Source organism: Ameyamaea chiangmaiensis (assembly GCF_013376175.1).
Lineage (GTDB): Bacteria > Pseudomonadota > Alphaproteobacteria > Acetobacterales > Acetobacteraceae > Ameyamaea > Ameyamaea chiangmaiensis.
In genome coordinates this window covers 1-18792 of record NZ_JABXXR010000048.1, presented here as the reverse complement: position 1 = coordinate 18792, position 18792 = coordinate 1, and the positions used below count along the sequence as shown (strand labels likewise).

The 18792-nt window shown below is 65.2% G+C and carries 18 protein-coding genes, 1 tRNA gene and 2 pseudogenes; 13 read left to right on the top strand and 8 right to left on the bottom strand.

Annotated elements, in window-relative coordinates; all coding sequences use genetic code 11:
* Positions 1–1137: metalloprotease TldD (gene tldD, locus HUK82_RS08145; RefSeq protein WP_176613493.1), on the top strand; the 1137-nt coding region annotated here is incomplete at its 5' end.
* 69 nt (positions 1138–1206) lie between these two features.
* Complete coding sequence (locus HUK82_RS08140) at positions 1207–2706, top strand: replicative DNA helicase (protein WP_176613492.1); 1500 nt, start codon at positions 1207–1209, stop codon at positions 2704–2706.
* A gap of 29 nt (positions 2707–2735) precedes the next feature.
* Here the strand turns inward: HUK82_RS08140 and HUK82_RS08135 are convergent, their stop codons facing one another.
* Positions 2736–3473 (bottom strand): ABC transporter ATP-binding protein, encoded by a 738-nt coding sequence (locus HUK82_RS08135; protein WP_176613494.1) that lies wholly within the window; start codon positions 3471–3473, stop codon positions 2736–2738.
* A gap of 5 nt (positions 3474–3478) precedes the next feature.
* Complete coding sequence (locus tag HUK82_RS08130) at positions 3479–4321, bottom strand: ABC transporter permease (RefSeq protein ID WP_176613491.1); 843 nt, start codon at positions 4319–4321, stop codon at positions 3479–3481.
* 161 nt (positions 4322–4482) lie between these two features.
* On the opposite strand from HUK82_RS08130, the gene HUK82_RS08125 reads away from it, so the two are divergent.
* From HUK82_RS08125 to HUK82_RS08115, 3 genes are all read left to right on the top strand, one after another.
* Positions 4483–5445, top strand: a complete 963-nt coding sequence (locus HUK82_RS08125; protein WP_176613490.1) for an aliphatic sulfonate ABC transporter substrate-binding protein — start codon at positions 4483–4485, stop codon at positions 5443–5445.
* 280 nt (positions 5446–5725) lie between these two features.
* A complete protein-coding gene (locus HUK82_RS08120) occupies positions 5726–6334 on the top strand; it encodes an HlyD family efflux transporter periplasmic adaptor subunit (RefSeq protein WP_176613489.1) in 609 nt (202 codons plus the stop codon).
* Positions 6331–7407 (top strand): WD40 repeat domain-containing protein, encoded by a 1077-nt coding sequence (locus tag HUK82_RS08115; RefSeq protein ID WP_176613488.1) that lies wholly within the window; start codon positions 6331–6333, stop codon positions 7405–7407. The genes HUK82_RS08120 and HUK82_RS08115 overlap by 4 nt, the downstream gene beginning before the upstream one ends.
* Positions 7408–7492: 85 nt before the next feature.
* On the opposite strand, the pseudogene HUK82_RS08110 reads toward HUK82_RS08115, so the two are convergent.
* Positions 7493–7730: pseudogene (locus HUK82_RS08110) on the bottom strand (IS5/IS1182 family transposase); the annotation flags it as partial.
* On the opposite strand from HUK82_RS08110, the gene HUK82_RS08105 reads away from it, so the two are divergent.
* On the top strand, positions 7694–7984 hold the full coding sequence (locus HUK82_RS08105; protein WP_176613487.1) for a GNAT family N-acetyltransferase: 291 nt from the start codon (positions 7694–7696) through the stop codon (positions 7982–7984). The pseudogene HUK82_RS08110 and the gene HUK82_RS08105 overlap by 37 nt on opposite strands.
* A gap of 72 nt (positions 7985–8056) precedes the next feature.
* Here HUK82_RS08105 and HUK82_RS08100 read toward each other — a convergent pair whose 3' ends face one another.
* From HUK82_RS08100 to HUK82_RS08080, 5 genes are read right to left on the bottom strand one after another with little or no spacing between them, the layout of a single operon-like run.
* The gene (locus HUK82_RS08100; RefSeq protein WP_176613486.1) at positions 8057–9649 is read right to left on the bottom strand and encodes a rhodanese-like domain-containing protein; all 1593 of its coding nucleotides are present in this window, start codon (positions 9647–9649) and stop codon (positions 8057–8059) included.
* 4 nt (positions 9650–9653) lie between these two features.
* Positions 9654–10253, bottom strand: a complete 600-nt coding sequence (locus tag HUK82_RS08095) for a cysteine dioxygenase family protein (protein WP_176613485.1) — start codon at positions 10251–10253, stop codon at positions 9654–9656.
* A gap of 5 nt (positions 10254–10258) precedes the next feature.
* On the bottom strand, positions 10259–11089 hold the full coding sequence (locus tag HUK82_RS08090; protein ID WP_176613484.1) for a class II aldolase/adducin family protein: 831 nt from the start codon (positions 11087–11089) through the stop codon (positions 10259–10261).
* Between the two features lie 26 nt (positions 11090–11115).
* The gene (locus tag HUK82_RS08085) at positions 11116–12129 is read right to left on the bottom strand and encodes an NAD(P)-dependent oxidoreductase (protein WP_176613483.1); all 1014 of its coding nucleotides are present in this window, start codon (positions 12127–12129) and stop codon (positions 11116–11118) included.
* A gap of 10 nt (positions 12130–12139) precedes the next feature.
* Positions 12140–13231 carry an LLM class flavin-dependent oxidoreductase gene (locus HUK82_RS08080; protein WP_176613482.1) on the bottom strand — a complete coding sequence of 364 codons (1092 nt, stop codon included), beginning with the start codon at positions 13229–13231 and terminating at the stop codon, positions 12140–12142.
* Between the two features lie 168 nt (positions 13232–13399).
* Between HUK82_RS08080 and HUK82_RS08075 the strand changes: the two genes are divergently transcribed.
* The 7 genes and pseudogenes from HUK82_RS08075 to HUK82_RS08045 all read left to right on the top strand — a co-directional run.
* Entirely contained in the window at positions 13400–14293 is an 894-nt protein-coding gene (locus HUK82_RS08075) for a LysR substrate-binding domain-containing protein (RefSeq protein ID WP_176613481.1), read from the top strand.
* Between the two features lie 96 nt (positions 14294–14389).
* Positions 14390–15088 carry a peroxiredoxin-like family protein gene (locus HUK82_RS08070; RefSeq protein WP_176613480.1) on the top strand — a complete coding sequence of 233 codons (699 nt, stop codon included), beginning with the start codon at positions 14390–14392 and terminating at the stop codon, positions 15086–15088.
* An 89-nt stretch (positions 15089–15177) separates the two neighbouring features.
* On the top strand, positions 15178–16251 hold the full coding sequence (locus tag HUK82_RS08065; RefSeq protein WP_176613479.1) for an ABC transporter substrate-binding protein: 1074 nt from the start codon (positions 15178–15180) through the stop codon (positions 16249–16251).
* The gene (locus tag HUK82_RS08060) at positions 16248–17237 is read left to right on the top strand and encodes an ABC transporter permease (RefSeq protein ID WP_176613478.1); all 990 of its coding nucleotides are present in this window, start codon (positions 16248–16250) and stop codon (positions 17235–17237) included. Before HUK82_RS08065 ends, HUK82_RS08060 begins: the two co-directional genes overlap by 4 nt.
* On the top strand, positions 17231–18001 hold the full coding sequence (locus HUK82_RS08055; RefSeq protein ID WP_176613477.1) for an ABC transporter ATP-binding protein: 771 nt from the start codon (positions 17231–17233) through the stop codon (positions 17999–18001). The genes HUK82_RS08060 and HUK82_RS08055 overlap by 7 nt, the downstream gene beginning before the upstream one ends.
* A gap of 288 nt (positions 18002–18289) precedes the next feature.
* Positions 18290–18379 (top strand) — tRNA-Ser (locus HUK82_RS08050).
* A 93-nt stretch (positions 18380–18472) separates the two neighbouring features.
* Positions 18473–18792 (top strand): annotated as a pseudogene (locus HUK82_RS08045) (tyrosine-type recombinase/integrase); the annotation flags it as partial.

Below are 18792 nucleotides of genomic sequence, written 5' to 3'. Positions count from 1 at the left end.
CGCGCGGGGCGCTCCGGCACGGCTGCCGCCGCACCCCGGGCGACGAACGCGCGGCTCTACGCCGATGGCAATCCGCTGCGGGACGGCAGTTTCGGCGATCGCGCGGCCCTGCTGACCCGCATCGATGCCTATGCGCGACAGAAGGATTCGCGCGTCGTGCAGGTGACCGCCAGCCTCGCGGCGGAATGGCAGGCCGTGCAGATCCTGCGGGCCGACGGCGCGCGCATGGCCGACCTTCGTCCGCTGGTGCGCCTGAATATCGGCGTCGTCGTGGACAAGGACGGGCGGCGCGAAAGCGGTTCGTACGGCTGCGGCGGCCGCTACGAATACGGGCGGCTGCTCGACGATGCCGTGTGGATGGCGGCCGTCGACGAATCGCTGCGTATGGCGCTGGTCAACCTAGACGCCGTCGCCGCCCCCGCCGGCGAGATGGAGATCGTGCTGGGCGCCGGCTGGCCCGGTATCCTGCTGCACGAAGCCGTGGGCCACGGGCTGGAGGGCGACTTCAACCGCAAAGGTACGTCGGTCTTTTCCGACATGGTGGGCCAACGCGTCGCGGCGGCCGGCGTGACGGTCGTCGACGATGGCACGCTGCCCGAACGTCGGGGGTCGCTGACCATCGACGACGAAGGCACGCCCACCGGCCGCACGGTGATGATCGAGGACGGGATCCTGACCGGCTACATCCAGGATCGGATGAACGCGCGTCTGATGGGGGTCGCGCCCACCGGCAACGGGCGGCGCCAGTCCTATGCCCATGCGCCGATGCCGCGCATGACCAACACGCTGATGCTCGGCGGTTCAGCGACGACCGAGGAGATGATCCGGTCCACGAAGCGAGGCTTGTATGCGGTGAATTTCGGCGGCGGTCAGGTCGATATCACGTCGGGCAAGTTCGTCTTCGCGGCTTCGGAAGCCTATCTGATCGAGGACGGGCGTATCGGCGCCCCCGTCAAGGGCGCCACCCTGATCGGCGCCGGGGCGGAGGTCATGCACAAGATCGAGATGATCGGCGCCGATGTCGCCCTCGACGCGGGCATCGGCACCTGCGGCAAGAGCGGACAGGGCGTGCCGGTGGGCGTGGGCCAGCCGACGCTCAAGCTCTCGGGCCTGACGGTGGGCGGCACGGCGTCCTGATTATCCCCACGATTCACACCTATCCACACACCCGCCCGTCACGGGGCGTGATAAAGCGGGGGCGTGAACATGATCGACGCAAAACCCGACGCTGCGGGCGTGCTTGAAGGGCTCTCGGCCCGTACGCCCCCTTCCAACCCCGACGCGGAGCAGGCGCTGCTCGGCGCGTTGCTGACCAACAACCGCGCCTATGACCAAGTCTCCGACTTTCTGACCGGCGCGCATTTCGCCGACGCGATCAATGGCCAGATCTTCGACGTCATCGCCAAGCGGATCGAGGCCGGCAGTCTGGCCGATCCGGTAACGCTGCGCGCACAGTTCGAACATTCCGGCCTTCTGGAGGCGGTCGGGGGCACGGCCTATCTCGGCCGTCTGCTGACCTCGATGGTCGGCATCATCAACGCCGGCGATTACGGCCGTGCGATCCATGACGCGTGGCTGCGCCGTCAGCTGATCGAGATCGGCCAGTCGGTGGTCAACAACGCCTATGGCGCGCGCACCGACCTCGACGGCACCGACCAGATCGCCGCGGGCGAAGAGGCACTGTTTCGCCTGGCCACCGACAAGGGACAGGATGGCGGGTTCGTCGCCTTTCGCAACGCCCTGCACGACGCCCTTGCGATCGCGGAAAAGGCGTTCCATCGCGAAGGCGATGTGGTCGGCCTGACGTCGGGGCTGCGCGACCTCGACAAACGCACCGGTGGGCTGCACCCGTCCGACCTGCTGATCCTGGCCGGACGTCCGGCCATGGGCAAGACGGCGCTGGCGACCAAGATCGCGTTCTCGGCCGCCCGCGCGCTGATGAACGAGGCACGCGCCGAGGGGCCGGGCGTGGCCCCCAAGGGCGCGGTCGCGATCTTCTCGCTCGAAATGTCGGCCGAACAGCTGGCAACGCGTATCCTGTCCGAACAGGCCGAGGTGTCGGGCGAGCGCATCCGGCGCGGCGAGATCGGCCAGAAGGAGTTCGACCGCTTCGTCCGCGTCTCGCGCGAATTGTCCGAACTGCCGCTGCACATCGACGATACGCCCGCGATCTCGCTGTCGGCCATGCGTACGCGCTGCCGCCGTCTGGCGCGGACCAAGGGGCTGAGCCTCGTGGTGGTCGATTACCTTCAGCTGATGCGACCGGCGGTCGGCACCAAGCCCGAAAGCCGCGTGCTCGAAATCTCGATGATCACGCAAGGACTCAAGGCGATCGCCAAGGAACTGTCGGTGCCGGTTCTCGCACTGTCGCAGTTGTCCCGCCAGGTGGAATCGCGCGAGGACAAGCGCCCGATGCTGTCGGACCTGCGCGAATCCGGCTCGATCGAACAGGACGCCGACGCGGTGATGTTCGTCTATCGCGACGAATATTACCTTCAGCAGCGCATGCCCAAGGACACGGCCTTCGACGGGCAGGACAAATACGCCGCCGCGCTGGACGAATGGCAGCGCAAGATGAGCCTCGCGCACAACAAGGCCGAGCTGATCCTGGAAAAACAGCGTCACGGTCCGACCGGTACCGTGCACCTGTTCTTCGAAGGCGAATTCACGCGATTTGCGGATCTGGACACGATCCACGAGGGCTAAGCGCGCGACCGTCAGGCGGCCCGCAGCCGTCAGGCGTCGTGCACGCCCAGCGATTCCAGCAGCGTGGCGCGCAGACGCTCGAACGTCGGGTCGGCGTGCCGGCGGGGACGGTCCAGCGTAATCGGCAGATCGGTCCGGATGCGCCCACGTTCCAGCACCACGGCGCGGTCGGCCAGCAGCAGGGCTTCGTCCACATCATGGGTGACCAGAAGCACCGCGCAGCGATGACGCACCCACAGGTCGGACACCAGCTGCTGCATCTTCAGCCGGGTCAGCGCATCGAGTGCGGCAAACGGCTCGTCGAGCAGCAGAAACGCGGGCTCCCGCACCAGCGCGCGCGCCAGCGCCGCGCGCTGTGCCTCGCCCCCCGACAGGGTCAGGGGCCACGCATCGATCCGGTGGCCAAGCCCGACCTCGCGCAGGACGGCCTCCGCGCGCGCGCGGCGATCCGCCCCGTCCTGACCCAGCACCACGTTCTGCCAGACGCGTTTCCACGGCAGCAGACGGCTCTCCTGAAACACCACCGACACTTCGGACGGGCGCGACACCGTGCCCTCGGTCACGTCATCGAGGCCGCACAGGGTGCGCAGCAGAGTGGACTTGCCCGACCCGCTGTGCCCCAGAAGGGCCACGAATTCCCCCGGCGCGATGGCCAGATCCAGACGGTCGAGAACCGCCGGGCCGTTTCCGAAACGCTTGGTCAGACCTTCGACGATCACGGCCTGACCGGCTGTCGCACCCGACGGCGCGCGGCGCACGTCCGACATCGCGTTCACGATGTCCGCCCCACCGCGCGATAGCTCGGCCGCCAGGCAAGCAGGTTCGTCTCGAGAAACCGCACAATCTGGTCCGAGGCAAGGCCGAGCAGGCCATAGATGAACAGCCCGACCAGAATGATGTCGGTGCGCAGGAAATCCTCGGCGTCCATCATCATATGGCCGATGCCGCTGTCGGCGTTGACCTGTTCGGCCACGACCAGCATCAACCACGAGATCCCGACCGCAAAACGCAGCCCCACCAGAAGATCGGGCAGCGCGCCGGGCAAAATGACCTCGCGGATCGTGCGGCCACGCGACAGGCCCAGCGTGCGCGCCATTTCCAGAAGCTTGGGGTCGATCGCGCGAATGCCCTTGTGCAGGTTGAGATAGATCGGAAACGTCGCACCCAGCGCCACCAGCAGAACCTTGGGTGTCTCGCCGATGCCGAACCACAGGATGAACAGCGGCACCAGCGCCAGCGCCGGCAAGGTGCGCAGGATCTGCAGCGGCGCGTCGATCAGGTCCTCGCCCACGCGCGACAGGCCGGACATCAGGGCCAGCGAAACCCCGACCACCAGTGCGATCGCAAGGCCGCTGACCGCACGGATCAGCGACACCGACAGGTTGGTCGGCAGCGTGCCGTCATGGAGCAGCGACCATCCCGTCGTCACGATCTGGGCCGGCGACGCGACAAGACGCGTGGACAGGACACCCGAGCTGCATGCGATCTGCCACGCCACCACCAGAAGGACCGGCGAGAGAAACCGCCGAAGCCGCACCGCGACCGCCCGTCCCGAGACCCGCAGCGCAGGCCTGGTCCGCTGGCGCGCGCCAAATCCGATGAGTGTGTCCGACATGATGCTTGCTCCGCCCGCGTTCATTCCGGGCGAACGTCCCATATTCCACGCATATGTGTCAGGTGAATTTAATTCATACCTCTCTTTGTCGTGATTTAATTGTCTGCACGACGGGTCGCGGTAGGGTGCGACCCCACGATACCCATCGTGAAGGGACCAGCATGACTGCGCGCCGCCACCTCTCCCCGCGCCGCCTGATGGCGCGACTTGCCCTGCTGGTCCTGATGACGGCAGGCCCGATCCACGCGTCGCGGGCAGCGGCCGACCTGATCGTGGCCGACCAGAAGGGACAGCAGAAGGCCCTGCTGGCGGCGGCGGGCGTGGATCGGGACATGCCCTATCACCTGCACTGGACCGAATTCGAAGCGGCGGCACCCCTGTTGCAGGCGCTCGGGGCCGGGGCGGTGGACACGGGCATCGCGGGCGACGGGCCCTTTCTGTTCGCGTGGGCGTCCGGCCTGCCGGTGAAGGCCACATACCTTTTGCCACCGCGCGGGGGCGGCAGGGCTACGGCCGTGGTGGTGGCCGATGGATCGCCGATCCACGATGCGGCGGGGCTGTCGGGCAAGCGTATCGCGACCGGACGCGGGTCGATCGGCCATCTGCTTCTGCTGCGGCTGATCCAGAGCGGCGCCATCCCCGCCCCGGCGCCGCACATCGTGTTCCTGACCCCCGCACAGGCCAAGGCGGCACTGGACGCCGGCACGCTGGACGCGTGGTCGACATGGGAACCCTATGTCTCGCTGGCCGTGTTGCAGGGTCATGGGCGCGAGGTGGTCAATGGCGTCGACCTGTTGCCCGGCAATAGCTTTTTCATCGCCACCCAGTCGGCCCTGACCGACAAGCGCGCGCAACTGGCCGATTTTTATCGCCGCGTCACGCAGGCCTATGCCTGGGGGCATGCACATCTACCCGAATACGCGACGATCCTCGCCCGCCAGACCGGCCTACCGCAGAACGTCGCCCTGGCCGTGGCGGAAAAGCAGATCGCCGCCCCGGCGCCCCTGAACCACCAGATCGTGGAGCAGGAGCAGCCCACACTCGATGCCTATCGGCAGGCGGGGCTGGTGAAGGACACCGGCGCGCTGGACACCGCGTTCGACGAAAGCCTGATGGCACCCTGACGACAGCCCTGCGTCCTCGGGGCGAGACATCCGGATTCGGGCGTGTTTGTCTTGCACGTCTGATCGCCGAAGCACGGGAGCACGCGACCGATGGTGGCACGCCTTTCCTTCAATCGTGTCTGCCGGCGGGACGCTGACGATCTGATCAGGGCCAATAGCACCAATCGTCCCTATCACGCGCACTGGTCACAGCCTTTCACGACGCCAACAAGGTTCGACGCATGGTTCGAGGACCAGGTCACGGGAGCGTCGTGGCGCTGCAGCGTACGCCCACAGCGTCATGCAGGACCTGGCCGATGCCGCGCAGAAACGCGATGAGGCGGAAGCGGCGTACGTTGCCGCCTCACACGACGCATCGACCAAGCTTCTGCGCCCGTCCGTCACGGGCGTTGTGCAGCAGCTTGCGGTTCATTCGGAACACAGCGCGGTGACGGTCGGCCAGACGCTTATGGTCGCCGTACCCGAGCACCGCCCGCTCGCCGTCGAGGCGACGAACCCTAATCGCGATATAGGGTTCGTCCGCGAAGGGCAATCGGACCAAGTCAAGGTGGCGGCCTTTAAATACACGCAATACAGACTGATCCCGGGCAAAGTGGTGAACATCAGCCCGGCGGCGGAGCGTATCCAAAGTGCAAGGGTGAATGCGGACACGGAAGATAGCCAGTCCACCCTGCTCGAACAGAAGCAGGATGATCCTGATGAAGGAGAAGCCTCCTGTATGGTCCAAATCCAGTTAGACTTGGACGCGTTTGAGACAGATGTAGGACGAAGACTCCTCATACCCGGCATGAGAGTCAGCGCGGAGATCGTTACAAAACGTCGAAGGATAATTTCATATGTGTTATCGCCTATGAGCACCTACGCCCATGAAGCCGGCAGAGAGCGATGATGTCTTTTACCTTCCCCGTCCGCTTCCTGTCCTACTGGAACGTATATGAAGCGGCATCAAATATTATCGATAGATTCTTCCGCCAAACCAAAGTAAATCCTATGTCACTTCGTGTCGTAAATTCGTTCAAAATTGAAGCACCATGCCAGGCGCTGGCAATATCTCCTGATGGCGCACGTCTCGCATTCTATCAGAACTTCGGCTCGGGAATATTGGTCTATAAGACAGATGGTGCCTATGACCAATACTTCAAACGAGGCGGCACAGATGCGTCACTCAACATAGCATTTATATCTGACGAAAAAATTGTCACGCGCCCCGCATCCAAACATGAATTCGATAGTATAGGTGAGATATGGAATATAAATCCAAGGCATCCAACTCAATTACTGGCATCGTGTTCGACCAACCCAGAGATGGCTCGAAGGGCGGCATCTAAACTTGCTGTATCAGATCTGAGAAAAACACTTCTGTTGGCCTCTGCGCGAAGCAATATTTGTAACATAAATGTATTCGATGCGGAAACATTTTCCGTGCGGACTCCAACAGTCAATCCCTTAAACGGGATAGTCGGTTCGATCGCAGCATCTGACACGAATGGTTTGATCGCTGTTGGCATGGTAGGAGGCGACATTTATTTTTTATCCATTAATAATTTAGATATAGTAAAAATTATTGAGGATTTTTTTACACATGAAATATCCTTTGGATCGTTAGAATTTAGCCCGGACGGTGATCACATTTGTATTGGGAGAGGTCTTTCAACTAGCGACTTGAAGAGCCGCGCGCCGGGAGGTCTTTCGCTTCTGAATATTCGGGACGGTCGAATCTTTTTTAATTACGACACACATGGAATAGGCGTGAAATGTATCTCATGGTCCTTCGACTCACGCTATTTCGCCGCCCTCATCAGCAAGTCCTGCCATTTATTTCGCATCACTGACGCCGGCCTTGTCGAAAAAGAAGGCGAAATCAGAGATGTGACGGCAATGAAATTCTCTACAAAAGGCAATACACTATTTTGTCTCAATACAAATACCGTCGTCCATTACGAACTTCCGGCTCGGATATAACAGAAAATGCCGACACCGTCTCCCACAGTGGCTGAATATCTTGCTGCATCTAATTCGGCATACGGAAACCCTCCAGGGGCCTGAATCAGAAAGCGGTTTGGTTAATTTTCCGCAGAGTTCTGCGGATGTGGGCGATCATCAACAACGCGCAGGACGACGAAGCCTTCAGCCCGATCGCTGCGCTTGACGATCTCGATCGTCCATCGGCCGAGTTCAACCAGCGCACCACGCAACTTCTCGCCGGCATACCCTCCGTCACCGATCAGATGGCGAAGCCAGAGAAACGATGAGCGTATCCTGGTCGCTACCAGCGGCACGGCGTCTGGGTTTTTACGGCATGGCGGCCTTCGCGGGTCGCGGCCTGATGACGGACATGCTGCGGCTGACGGCGGCGGCGGCGTTCACCGACATCGGCCTTCATCGGCTGGAGGCGAACATCCAACCCGGCAATGTGACATCGATCGCCCTCGTGCGGCGGATTGGTTTTCGGAAAGAGGGCTTCTCGCCCCGCTACCTTCGGATCGAGGGCGTATGGCACGATCATGAACGCTGGGCGTTGCTGCGCGACGACGGCTGACGCCGGCTTCGAGTTCTTCGCGCGGGTGGACGCCCTTCACGCCGTGATGACGGGCGCCCGTGCGGCGTGCGCTCAGGTCAGGACCGTGAAGCCGTGGGTTCCATCGCGCTCGAGCTGCGCGACCAGCCCGAATTCCCAGTCCAGATAGGCCTGCATGGCGGCGGCGGCGTTGTCCGTTCCCTCATAGGGGCGTTTGTAGACATCGTCGGTGGCCGAGAGCGCCGTTGCGGCTTCCAACCCCGTCTCCAGCGCACGCCCCGCCTCCTGCCAGCCGCGGGTGCCGCCTTCGAGAACGCGCACGCGCCGTCCGTCGCGTGCCAGTTCCGGCGCGGCCAGATGCGCGGCGATGCCGTCCGGGGCGGTCAGGATCACGTCGCGCACCGTCTCCAGCCCCGGATGACCGTCGAGATCGGAGCGGATGGCAAATCTCGCGCCCGGAACGTGTCCTTTCCGGTGTTCCGGGCTGGTCGCCAGATCGATCAGCCACGCGCCCGACCCGACGGCGTCCGAGACCGCATCTGCGGCGATCGTCTCGACCTCCGGCAGGGGCCGCGCCAGCAGAACCGGGTCCGGCCCGGACTCGCGTGGCAGCGTCGACCAGTCGTCCAGCACATACACCTCGCGCCAGCCGAGCTGCCGCAGCCAGTGAGCGGTCATGCGGGCCCGTACGCCGTCATCGTCGGTCAGGACGATCGTGCCGTGCCGGACGCCGACCCACTCGTCGGTCGCCTGCACCAGCTGCCCACCCGGGGCCGAGCGGAAACCGGCCAGATGGTCGCGCGCATACTCGTCCGGACCACGCACGTCGAGGCGATAGACACTGCGCCCCACGTCGGCCAGCAGTGCCTGAAGACCGGCGGCATCGAGGACGCGAACCCCCGTGCGCACGGCCAGATCGGCGGCCTTTGCGCGCGCCACCGCCGCGTTCTCGGCACTGACGTCGCCCGCCGTGCGCGCGGCGCCACGATCGAGCGTCAGGCCTTCCAGCGTCCAGCCAATCGTCCCGTTGCGCAGCGCCATGACCGGGTTGGGGATGCCCGCATTGATCAGCGACTGCGTGCCGATGATCGAACGCGTGCGCCCCGCGCAGTTCACCACGACGGTCGTCTCGGGCGACGGCGCGATGTCGCGCACGCGCAGGGCCAGTTCCGCGCCGGGCACCGAACGACCGCCCGGAATGGACATCACGTTGTATTCGACGAAGCGCCGTGCATCGAGAATCACCAGATCGTCGCCGCGCGCGATGCGATCGTGCAGTTCGCGCGCCGGGATCGAGGGCGTGTGCCGCACATGTTCGACGAGTTCCCCGAACGATTTCGACGGCACGTTGACGTCGATGAAGATCTCGCCCCCCGAGCGCCGCCAGCCATCCAGTCCGCCGGCCAGAGCCGCGACATGCGTATAGCCCAAGGCCCGAAGAAGGGGCCGCGCGCGGGCCACGCGCCCTTCGCCGTCGTCATACAGCACGATCAGCGCGTCCTTGCGCGGGATCAGTCCGGCCACCCGCTCCTCGATCCGGCCGAGCGGCAGGTTGACGGCGAACAGGGGATGGGCGGCAGCGAAGGGCCCCTCCTCCCGCAGATCGATCAGCGCGATCTCCGTGCCGTCGCGCAGGTGACGACGGACCTCGTCCGACGTCACGGTCGTATGTTCAGACGCCGTCATGGTCTCAGGCTGCTCCTGCATTTTTCGATCGGTCCCAGAGATTGGGCACAAGCGGGCTCGAATATCCAGAAATGAAGCTCTTTTCCACGCCGGTCTGCGCGTCGTAGGTCGCGCGCGACACGCCACCGATATTGGCGCCGTAGACATGGATCGAAATCGACGTGCGATCGGCAAAGGCGTTGGCGACCTGATGGTAATCATTCACGCCGGGAGCGAGCGTCGCGACTTCGCCGGGGTCGAGATACGTCGTCTCGGTGGCCCGAAACCGGCCGTCGGCGTCGCGTTCGAACTGCGTCTCGCTCTCCCGGCCCCGCAACATGCCGATCAGCCCCCAGACGCGATGATCGTGCAACGGGGTCTTCTGGCCGGGGCCCCAGACGAAGCTGACCACGGAAAAACGCTCCAGCGGATCGCAGTGCAGAAGATACTGGCTGTAGCGCTCGGGGTCGGGTTGCGCGAAGGCATCGGGCAACCAGTCGTCCTGCGCGACGAGATCGCGCAGGAGGCCCGCGGCCTCGCCCTGCACCGCCGTCTCGGGCAGGTCGCGGTCATACAGGGCGGTGAGGCGCGTCACGAACGTGCGCAAAGGCGTGATGGAAGGCATAGGTCTCAGTCCAGAAGATCGGGTTCTTGGGCAACGATCCAGTCCCACAAAGGCTGGAACGAATAATAACCACCCTGGTGCTTGCCGACCTGGCTGGCGGTCAGGCGCGCGATGTCCGGGGCGATCGGGCGCAGGGGACCGGCCGCCTGCGCCAGAAGCTGGGTCCGGGCGGCGTTGTCCATCGAAATGAACCACCAGGCGGCGGCCTCAACTGTCGGACCGACGGTCAGCAGCCCGTGATTCTGCAGGATCAGGGCCTTGCGGTCGCCCAGCGTCGCGGCCAGACGGTCGCCCTCGCTGTCGTCCAGCACGACGCCGCTGAACGGGTCGAACACGACATGGTCTTCGTAGAACGCGCACGAATCCTGCGTGATCGGCGCAAGTTCGATGCCTAGAGCGGAGAACGCCTTGCCATAGGTGGAGTGGGTGTGGGCCGCGGCGATCACGTCCGGTCGTGCCCTGTGCAGGGCGGAGTGGATCGTGAAACCGGCCGTGTTGATCGGCCGGTCGCCGTGCAGGATCGTCCCGTCATGGTCGACTAGTTGCAGGTCCGACACGCGGATCTGCGAAAAATGAACGGCGAGCGGATTGATCCAGTATTGATCGGGAAATTCCGGGTCACGGGCCGTCACATGCCCGGCAAGCCCCTGATCGAAGCCATAGCGGGCGAACAGACGGAACGTGGCGGCCAGACGCTGCTTGCGATGCAGGCGTTCCTCCGCGAACGATGCGGCGGGAACGCGGGGTTGCAGTTGCCGCGCGCGCGCGGGTGGCAGTGCCGGTGCCGGTTGCTGCGCGGTCGGGGCGCCGGGGCGTTTCAGAACCGATGTGGTCATGGAAGATCTCCTGTGTTCGATCCGGATCAGTAGCCGCGGGCCGCGTCGACCACGTCGCGCAGTGGGCGGCCTTCGAGAAAACGCTCGATATTATCAACGATACGACGCACGCCGTTCTGGCGGGCCGCCCCGCCCGACCAGGAGATGTGCGGCGTCAGGCGCACGGACCGATGAGTGTAGAACGGATGCCCGTCGGCAAGCGGTTCGGGACTTGTGACGTCCAGGGTTGCGAAGTTCACATCTCCCCGGTCGAGCGCGCGCAGCAGGGCGGCCTGATCGACCAGATCGCCACGGACGACGTTGATCAGGTGAAGGCCGGGTCGGGCCCGCCGCAGCACGTCCTCGCCCACGATCCCGGTGGTGTCGGCGGTCAGCGGCAACGCCAGCACCAGATGATCGGAGCGCGCCGCGAGTTCGCCCAGCGTCGCCACCGGCTCCACCCCATCATCGTCGCCGGGCGTCCAGGGACCGCGCCGCCACGCCAGAACGCGCATCCCGAACGCCCGTGCCCGGACGGCAACCGCGCGCCCGATGGCGCCGAATCCGGCCAGCCCCAGCACCTGCCCCTCCGGCGAAGTCAGCGGATGGCCGTCCTTCACCAATGCGGCGCCCTCTAGCCAGCTTTGGGCGCAGGCCGGGCGTAGTGTGTCCAGTCGTTTGGCCCGCACCAGGATCGCGCCCAGAACGTATTCCGCGATCGGGGCCGCCGAGTCACCGCGCCCGCAGGTGACGAGGCGATCGCGCAACAGCCACGACGGAAAGCCGTCGACCCCGGCCGAGACCGTGTGGACCCACGACGGGCCGCCGCCCGACGCCGCCTGCCAGGACGGCGGAAGGACCCGTGGCGCATCCCGCCAGGCCGGTGACGGGCCGGTCAGAACAATGTCGGCCCGGCCGTCGCCGCCTCCGGTCCAGTCCCACGGTGTGTCGTCGTCCCGTTGCCCGTCGAGCACATGCAGCCGGGCCCCGAAGCGCCCCAGCGCCTCACGGACGTCCGCCCCGAGCTGATTGACGACGACAGGCACGCGCGGATCGGACACAGCACACCCCTCAGGCCGCGCGGCCGGACAGGGCGCGTTCCTCGGCGGCCACCAGCGCCCGCACGCGCGGGATCAGATCGCGACCGTATTCGTAGGCGTCCAGCAGCGGGTCGAAACCACGGATCAGGAACGTCGAAATCCCGATCCGGTAGTAGTCGAGCAGTGCGTCCGCGACCTGATCGGGCGTGCCGACCAGCGACGTGGAATTACCGCGCGCGCCGGTCAGGGCCGCCATCCCGGTCCACAGGCGCTTGTCCAGACGGCTGCCCTGTTCGGCCGCGGCCAGCAGGCGCCGCGATCCCTCGTTGGGTGTCTCCGCCGGACGCACGTAGCCGGTCTGCCCCTGTAGGGCGCGGGCGCGTTCGAGGATCTGATCGGCCTTGCGCCAGGCGGCTTCCTCCGTGTCGGCCAAAATCGGACGCAGCGACAGCGAGAAACGCGGCGATCGGCCGTGCGGCGCGGCGGCGGCGCGCACGCGGCTGACCGTCTCCTGCACCTGGGCGTAGGTCTCGCCCCACAGGGCGTAGACATCGGCATGACGGCCGGCGACCGCGATCGCCTCCTCCGACGATCCGCCGAAATAGATCGGGACGCTGCCCGGACGCGATGGCAGGACGCGGGACTGCGCGCCCCGCACGTCGTAAAACCGTCCCTGATGGTCGAAGGGCGCGGTGGCGCCCCATTCCTGCCGGACGATATCGAGATATTCGCTGGTGCGGGCGTAACGTTCCGCCTTGGTCGTGTGGTCGCCGTCGGCCTGCAATTCCACGTCGCTGCCGCCGGTAATGATATGCACGGCCACGCGGCCGCGCGAGAGATGGTCCAGCGTCGCCAGCTGCCGCGCGGCGATGGTCGGCGCCACAAAGCCCGGCCGGTGCGCGATCAGGACGCCCAGGTCACGCGTGACGGCCGTGACGTGCTGCGCGATCAGAAGGCTGTCGGGCGAGTTGGAATGAAAGGCGACAAGGGTGCGATCGAACCCCCCCTGCTCGTGAACCTTGGCGCTGGCCTCGATCTGTTCGACGTTCACCGCCGGCCCCGTGGGCGGGATCGTCTCCGACTGGTTCTGGGCGTTGACGAAGCCGATGAACTCCACGGCCATGATGACCTCCCGTTACATTAAACAGAAATTTGTCGTGCTATCGCCAATTTAACGCTTGCCATTGAACGTTTAGCAAGCCAGAAATATTCATATCACTCTTTTTGGCCGTTAATATGACCCTTTGAGATCCATCATCGGTGCGCGGCTGCTCGATCGGAGGTTCGTCAAATGTCTCACGCCGCTGAAGGGGGAGGCCCCGTACGGTCGGTGCGCAACATTCCGACCGAACTGCTGCGCTCGTTCGTCGCGATCGCCGAATCCGGTTCCATGGCGCAGGCGACCGAGGTCATCTATCTGACGCAGTCCGCGCTCAGCCTGCAGATGAAGCGTCTGGAAGACCTGCTCCAGCAAAAGCTGTTTCGCCGCGACGGGCGCCGTTTGACCCTGACGGCGGCGGGCGAGGACCTGGTCGGCTATGCGCGTCAGCTCCTGCTGCTCAACGACCGCATCTTCCACAATCTTGGCCTCGCCGACGACCCCGAACCGATCACCATCGGCATGGTGCAGGATTTCGCCGACACGATCCTGCCAGACGTTCTGGCACGTTTTCGGATGGAGCATCCCCGCGCCCGGCTGATCGTGCGTGTGGGCGGCTCGGCCGAATTGCTGGACATGTTCGACCGGTCGCGCCTTGATCTGGTGTTATGCCTGGGCCAGCACGGCGACCGGCCGGGCGCGCAGTGGCGTGTCGTGGGACAGGACCGCATGGTGTGGCTGGGCGATCCGGCGGTGACCGAGCAGGAGGAACTGCCGCTTGTGGTGCTGGAACCGCCGTGCCGTTTCCGCGACGCGGCGCTGCGGGCGCTGACCGCGACGCACCGCGATTACCGCATCGTTTTGGAGACGCCCAACCTTCCGGCCCTGCGCGCGGGGGTGCGGGGCGGTCTGGGGGCCAGCTGCCGCACCTTCCGCTTCGCCACGGCGGAGGGCCTGCCGACCATTCCGGCCGGCATCCTGCCCGACGTGCCCGAAATCGAGACGATCCTCGTGCAGCGCGACGGCCTGGGGGACGCGGCCGTCGACCTCGGGCTGCTGCTGGCACAGGCGGCGGGCCATTCATGACGATCGGCCATCTCTTCATTGAGGGAAACTCCGTGGAAGGCGGTCGCGGGCGTGCCGCATACTGAGCCGTCCCTTCCCTCTTTCAGGATGTCCACGATGGGTCTTTCAGCTTCCCCGACGTCTCCCACCCTGCGCGAGCAGTTCCGTGCCCTGGAAGACGAGCGACGCCGGACCTGGGCGCCCGATGCCCTGGCGATCAACATCAAACAGCGCGAAACCCTGCTGCGCGCGCATCCCGCCACGTTCCATGTGCGCCCCGGCGACGTCCTGCCGGCGGCCGTCCTGCCGCGCACCGACGGCGGCGCGATCGCGCTCGACGATCTGGTCGCAGCCGGTCCGGCGGTATTGGTGTTCTTTCGTTTCGCGGGCTGTCCGGCCTGCAACATCGCCCTGCCGTATTACGCGCAGACGCTGTCGGGCGCGCTGTCGGCGGCGGGCGTTCCGCTGATCGCGCTATCGCCCCAGCCGGTCGAACTGCTGGGCGAGATCGTCGCCCGTCACGCGCTGCCTTTTCCGGTCGTCTCCGACACCGCGCTTGCCCTGTCCCGCGCGCTGGGCATTACCTATACGTTCGATGATGCCTCGCGCGCTGCGGCCGCGGCCAAAGGGGGCGCGAGCCACCAGCTGAACGGCACCGACGCGTGGGAGCTGCCCAAGCCGACGGTCATCGTGCTCGATCCCGGCCGGGTCGTTCGTTTCGTCGATGTGTCGCCGGACTGGATGGACCGCACCGATGCGACGACGATCCTCAATGCCCTGAGCCTGCGCGACAACGTGCGCTCGCATGCGGCGTGACGATGCCCCTTTTGCCCGAGGCAATCGGAGCATCCACCGTCCTGTTCAACAGTTCACCGTAGAAACACGCTTTTCCAAGGCACTTTATTATGTCGGTCCCAGCGTCCCTGTCCCGCCGCACCCTGTTCGGTGCTTCCCTGTCCGCCCTTGCACCCCTGTCCCCCCTGGTGCGGCCGGCATGGGCCGATGACATGCCCCCGGGCAGCATGACGCACGATGCCTGCGCGGGGGCGGGACCGACCCGTGTGGCCGCCGTGCCCGGCCCGACACGCAAGCTGACGATCGCCTGGAACGAGAACGCCGTGTGCACGGCCGCGGTCCCCGTGGCCAAGGCAAAAGGCTTTTTCGCGCGCTATAACGTCGACGTCGAGTATGTGAACTTCGCCGGCGCCACCGACCAGTTGCTCGAAGCGATGTCGACCGGCAAGGCGGATGGCGCGCCGGGCATGGCGCTTCGCTGGCTCAAACCGCTTCAGCAGGGATTCGACGTCAAGCTTGTCGCCGGGCTCCATGCGGGCTGCATGTATATGCTGGCACCCGCCGATGGCGCCGTGCGTCAGTTGTCGGACGTGCGCGGCAAAACCGTCGGCGTGACCGATATGGGTGGGCCGGACAAGAACTTTTTCTCGATCCGTCTGAAGGAGGCCGGGATCGACCCGGACACCGACGTTCAATGGCGGCAATATCCGGCCGACCTGCTGCCGGTTGCCCTCCAGCGCGGCGACGTGCAGGCCATAACCGATGGCGATCCCTTCTCCTATCTTCAGAAAAAGCAGTTCGGCCTGATGGAAATCGACAGCAACATGCGGGGCGAGTGGGCACATATCGGCTGCTGCGTCATCGGGTTGCGCGGCAGTCTGATCCGCAACGAACCCGTGGTTGCCGCCGCCGTCACACGCGCCATTCTGGATGCCGGAGCGTGGCTGGCCTGCAATCCCGACGAAGCGGGCGAGATCTTCAAGCCCTACGCGCCCAAGGCAAGTGCGGCCGATATCGCGACGATGATCCGGATGCAGGGTCATCATCATCAGACGCTCAGCACCTCATTTCATGACGAGGTGGTGCGTTACGCGGAGGCGCTGAAAAAGATCGGTGTGTTCCGTCCGTCTCTCGACACCGCGCGCTATGCGCAACGCGTCACGCAGGATGTGTTTCAGGCATGACCGCCGCGCCCACGTCCGTAGCCTTCGACGGCCCCGCGCGCAGGTCGGCACCGGTGACGCGTCCGTCGTGGCGGTCGCTGTTGCCCTGGGCCGCCGGCCCGGTGTGGATCATTGCCGCATGCGTCACCTGGCGCTGGCCGGATGCGGACGATTTTCCCGACACGACCCTTCTTGCCGGATTGTTCCTGGCCGGTGGTCTCGTCCTGTTGCTCGCCGCCGCGCTGCATCGCCTGTCGGCACGCGCGCCCTGGGCCATTGCCCTGGGGGTGGGCTTGGCGGCGTGGGAAATCGCGCAGGCCAAACTTCTGTGGTTGCCTCGGCCGTTTTTCGGCACACCGCAGGATCTTCTGGATGTGTTCGTCACCGACTGGCGCAAGCTGGGCGACAGTCTTCTGCACAGTCTGGCGCTGCTTGTGGTCGGCTACACCATCGGATCGCTCGTCGGGATCGCCGTGGGCGTGGGCCTGGGTCGCTCGGTGCGGTTTCGGTACTGGGTCCAGCCGGTCATCCGCCTGATTGGCCCGCTGCCGCCCGTGGCACTTCTGCCGCTGGCCTTCGTGCTGATTCCCTCAAGCCGGGTTGCCAGTGAGGCGCTGATGTCGCTGGCCGCCGGTTTTCCAGTGGCCATTCTCACCTGGTCGGGCATAGCCGCAGTGGACCCCGCCTATTACGACGTCGCCCGGACCATGGGCGCCCGGGGGCGCTTTCTGGTCCTGCGCGTGGCCCTTCCAGCGGCGACACCGCAGATTTTCGTCGGTCTGTTCATGGGACTGGGCGCGTCCTTCGCCATGCTGGTCGTGGCCGAGATGCTGGGCGTCAAGTCGGGGCTGGGGTTCTACATGCAATGGGCGCAGGGATGGGCCGCCTACCCGAACATGTATGCGGCCCTTCTGGTGATGTCGGTGATGTGCACGGGCCTGATGACGCTGTTGTTCCGCGTTCGGGATCACGTTTTGAAGTGGCAGAAAGACGGGCTGAAATGGTGAGCAAGACGACGACCGTCCCGCTGGGCCTGCGGGTCGAGGGCCTGAACCACGGCTACATGATCGGGGGCACCTATACCTCCGTGCTCGAGAACATCGATCTGACGGTCGCACCGGGCGAGTTCGTTGCCCTTCTGGGGCCTTCCGGCTGCGGAAAATCCACCCTTCTGCGTCTTGTGGCCGGTCTTGAACCCCCGCGCAGTGGCCGGATGTTCGCCGATGAAACGCCGATCACCGGGCCGGGACCCGATCGTATCGTCATGTTCCAGGATCCGACGCTCTACCCCTGGCGCACGGTCCGTCGCAACGTGGCACTGGGGCACGATATCGCGGGACGCCCGAACGATGCGGTCATCTCGGACGCGATCGCGCTTGTCGGGCTTTCCGGTTTCGAAAACGCCTGGCCCCATCAGCTCTCGGGTGGCATGGCACAACGTGTGGCGCTGGCCCGGGCGCTGGTCAATGACCCGCGCCTGCTCATTCTGGACGAACCGCTGGGCAAGCTCGACAGTCTGACACGCCTGACAATGCAGACGGAATTGTCGCGTCTGTGGCGCGATCGCGGGTTTACCGCGCTGATGGTCACGCATGATGTGGAGGAGGCCCTGCTGCTGGCAAGTCGGGTCATCGTCTTCAGCCCCCGTCCCGCGCGGGTCATCGCCGATCTGCCCATCACGCTGCCCCCCCATCGCCATCGGGACGACCCGCGCCTGCTGGGACTGCGCAAGGATATCCTGATGCAGTTGGGCCATAGCGAGGACTGGTAACGTCCCGATTATGCCGCGCAACACGATGCGCGTGACGGCGCATCTTGGTGTCGGTCGACGCCCTGCCGGCTTTGCCTCGTAGGTCCGCTGCCATGAGACCAAGCGCTTCGGGCCGATCCGTCGGGCCTGACAAGCGGTAGGCCACTGCGACGGGCACGGACTTGTCCAACGCCGTCAGACCTTGACGCCGTCACCAATGCTGGCACAAAAGACGGCACACACCGGTGTACGGTCGCGGTTTTTGCAGGCTTGTCACAACATAGGCCTCCAGACATTGCCGCCGGTCTGGGAGAGGTGGCCGAGTGGTTTAAGGCAGCGGTCTTGAAAACCGCCGTACGTGCAAGCGTACCGTGGGTTCGAATCCCACCCTCTCCGCCACAGTCGATAATACCCAATGAAATCAGCATCTTATCTGACCCCTTCGGTAGTGCCCTACAACCGTGTCGGTAGTAGCCTGTCGGTAGTCCTTCCATGACACGGCAGGTCTCTGAAGAGAGGCATGGACTGAGGCTTACGGGCGGGAAGACCTACGCGGCGCGACTGTCGATCCCGCGTGAGCGCTGGGCGGATGTCGGACGGGCGTATGGCACCCGGACGGGGGTTCGACAGGAACTGGTACGCTCCACGCAGACGCGGGACCGTCATGAGGCGATCCGTCGACGCGGCAAGGTGCTGGAAAGACTGCGGGCGGAGGTTGATGCGAAGCTCGCCGCCATAGGCCTGCCGCCCCTGCACGGGACGTGGTGTCCCGACTGGATGACGGAGGAGCGTCTGGTCGCCGACGCGCTGGA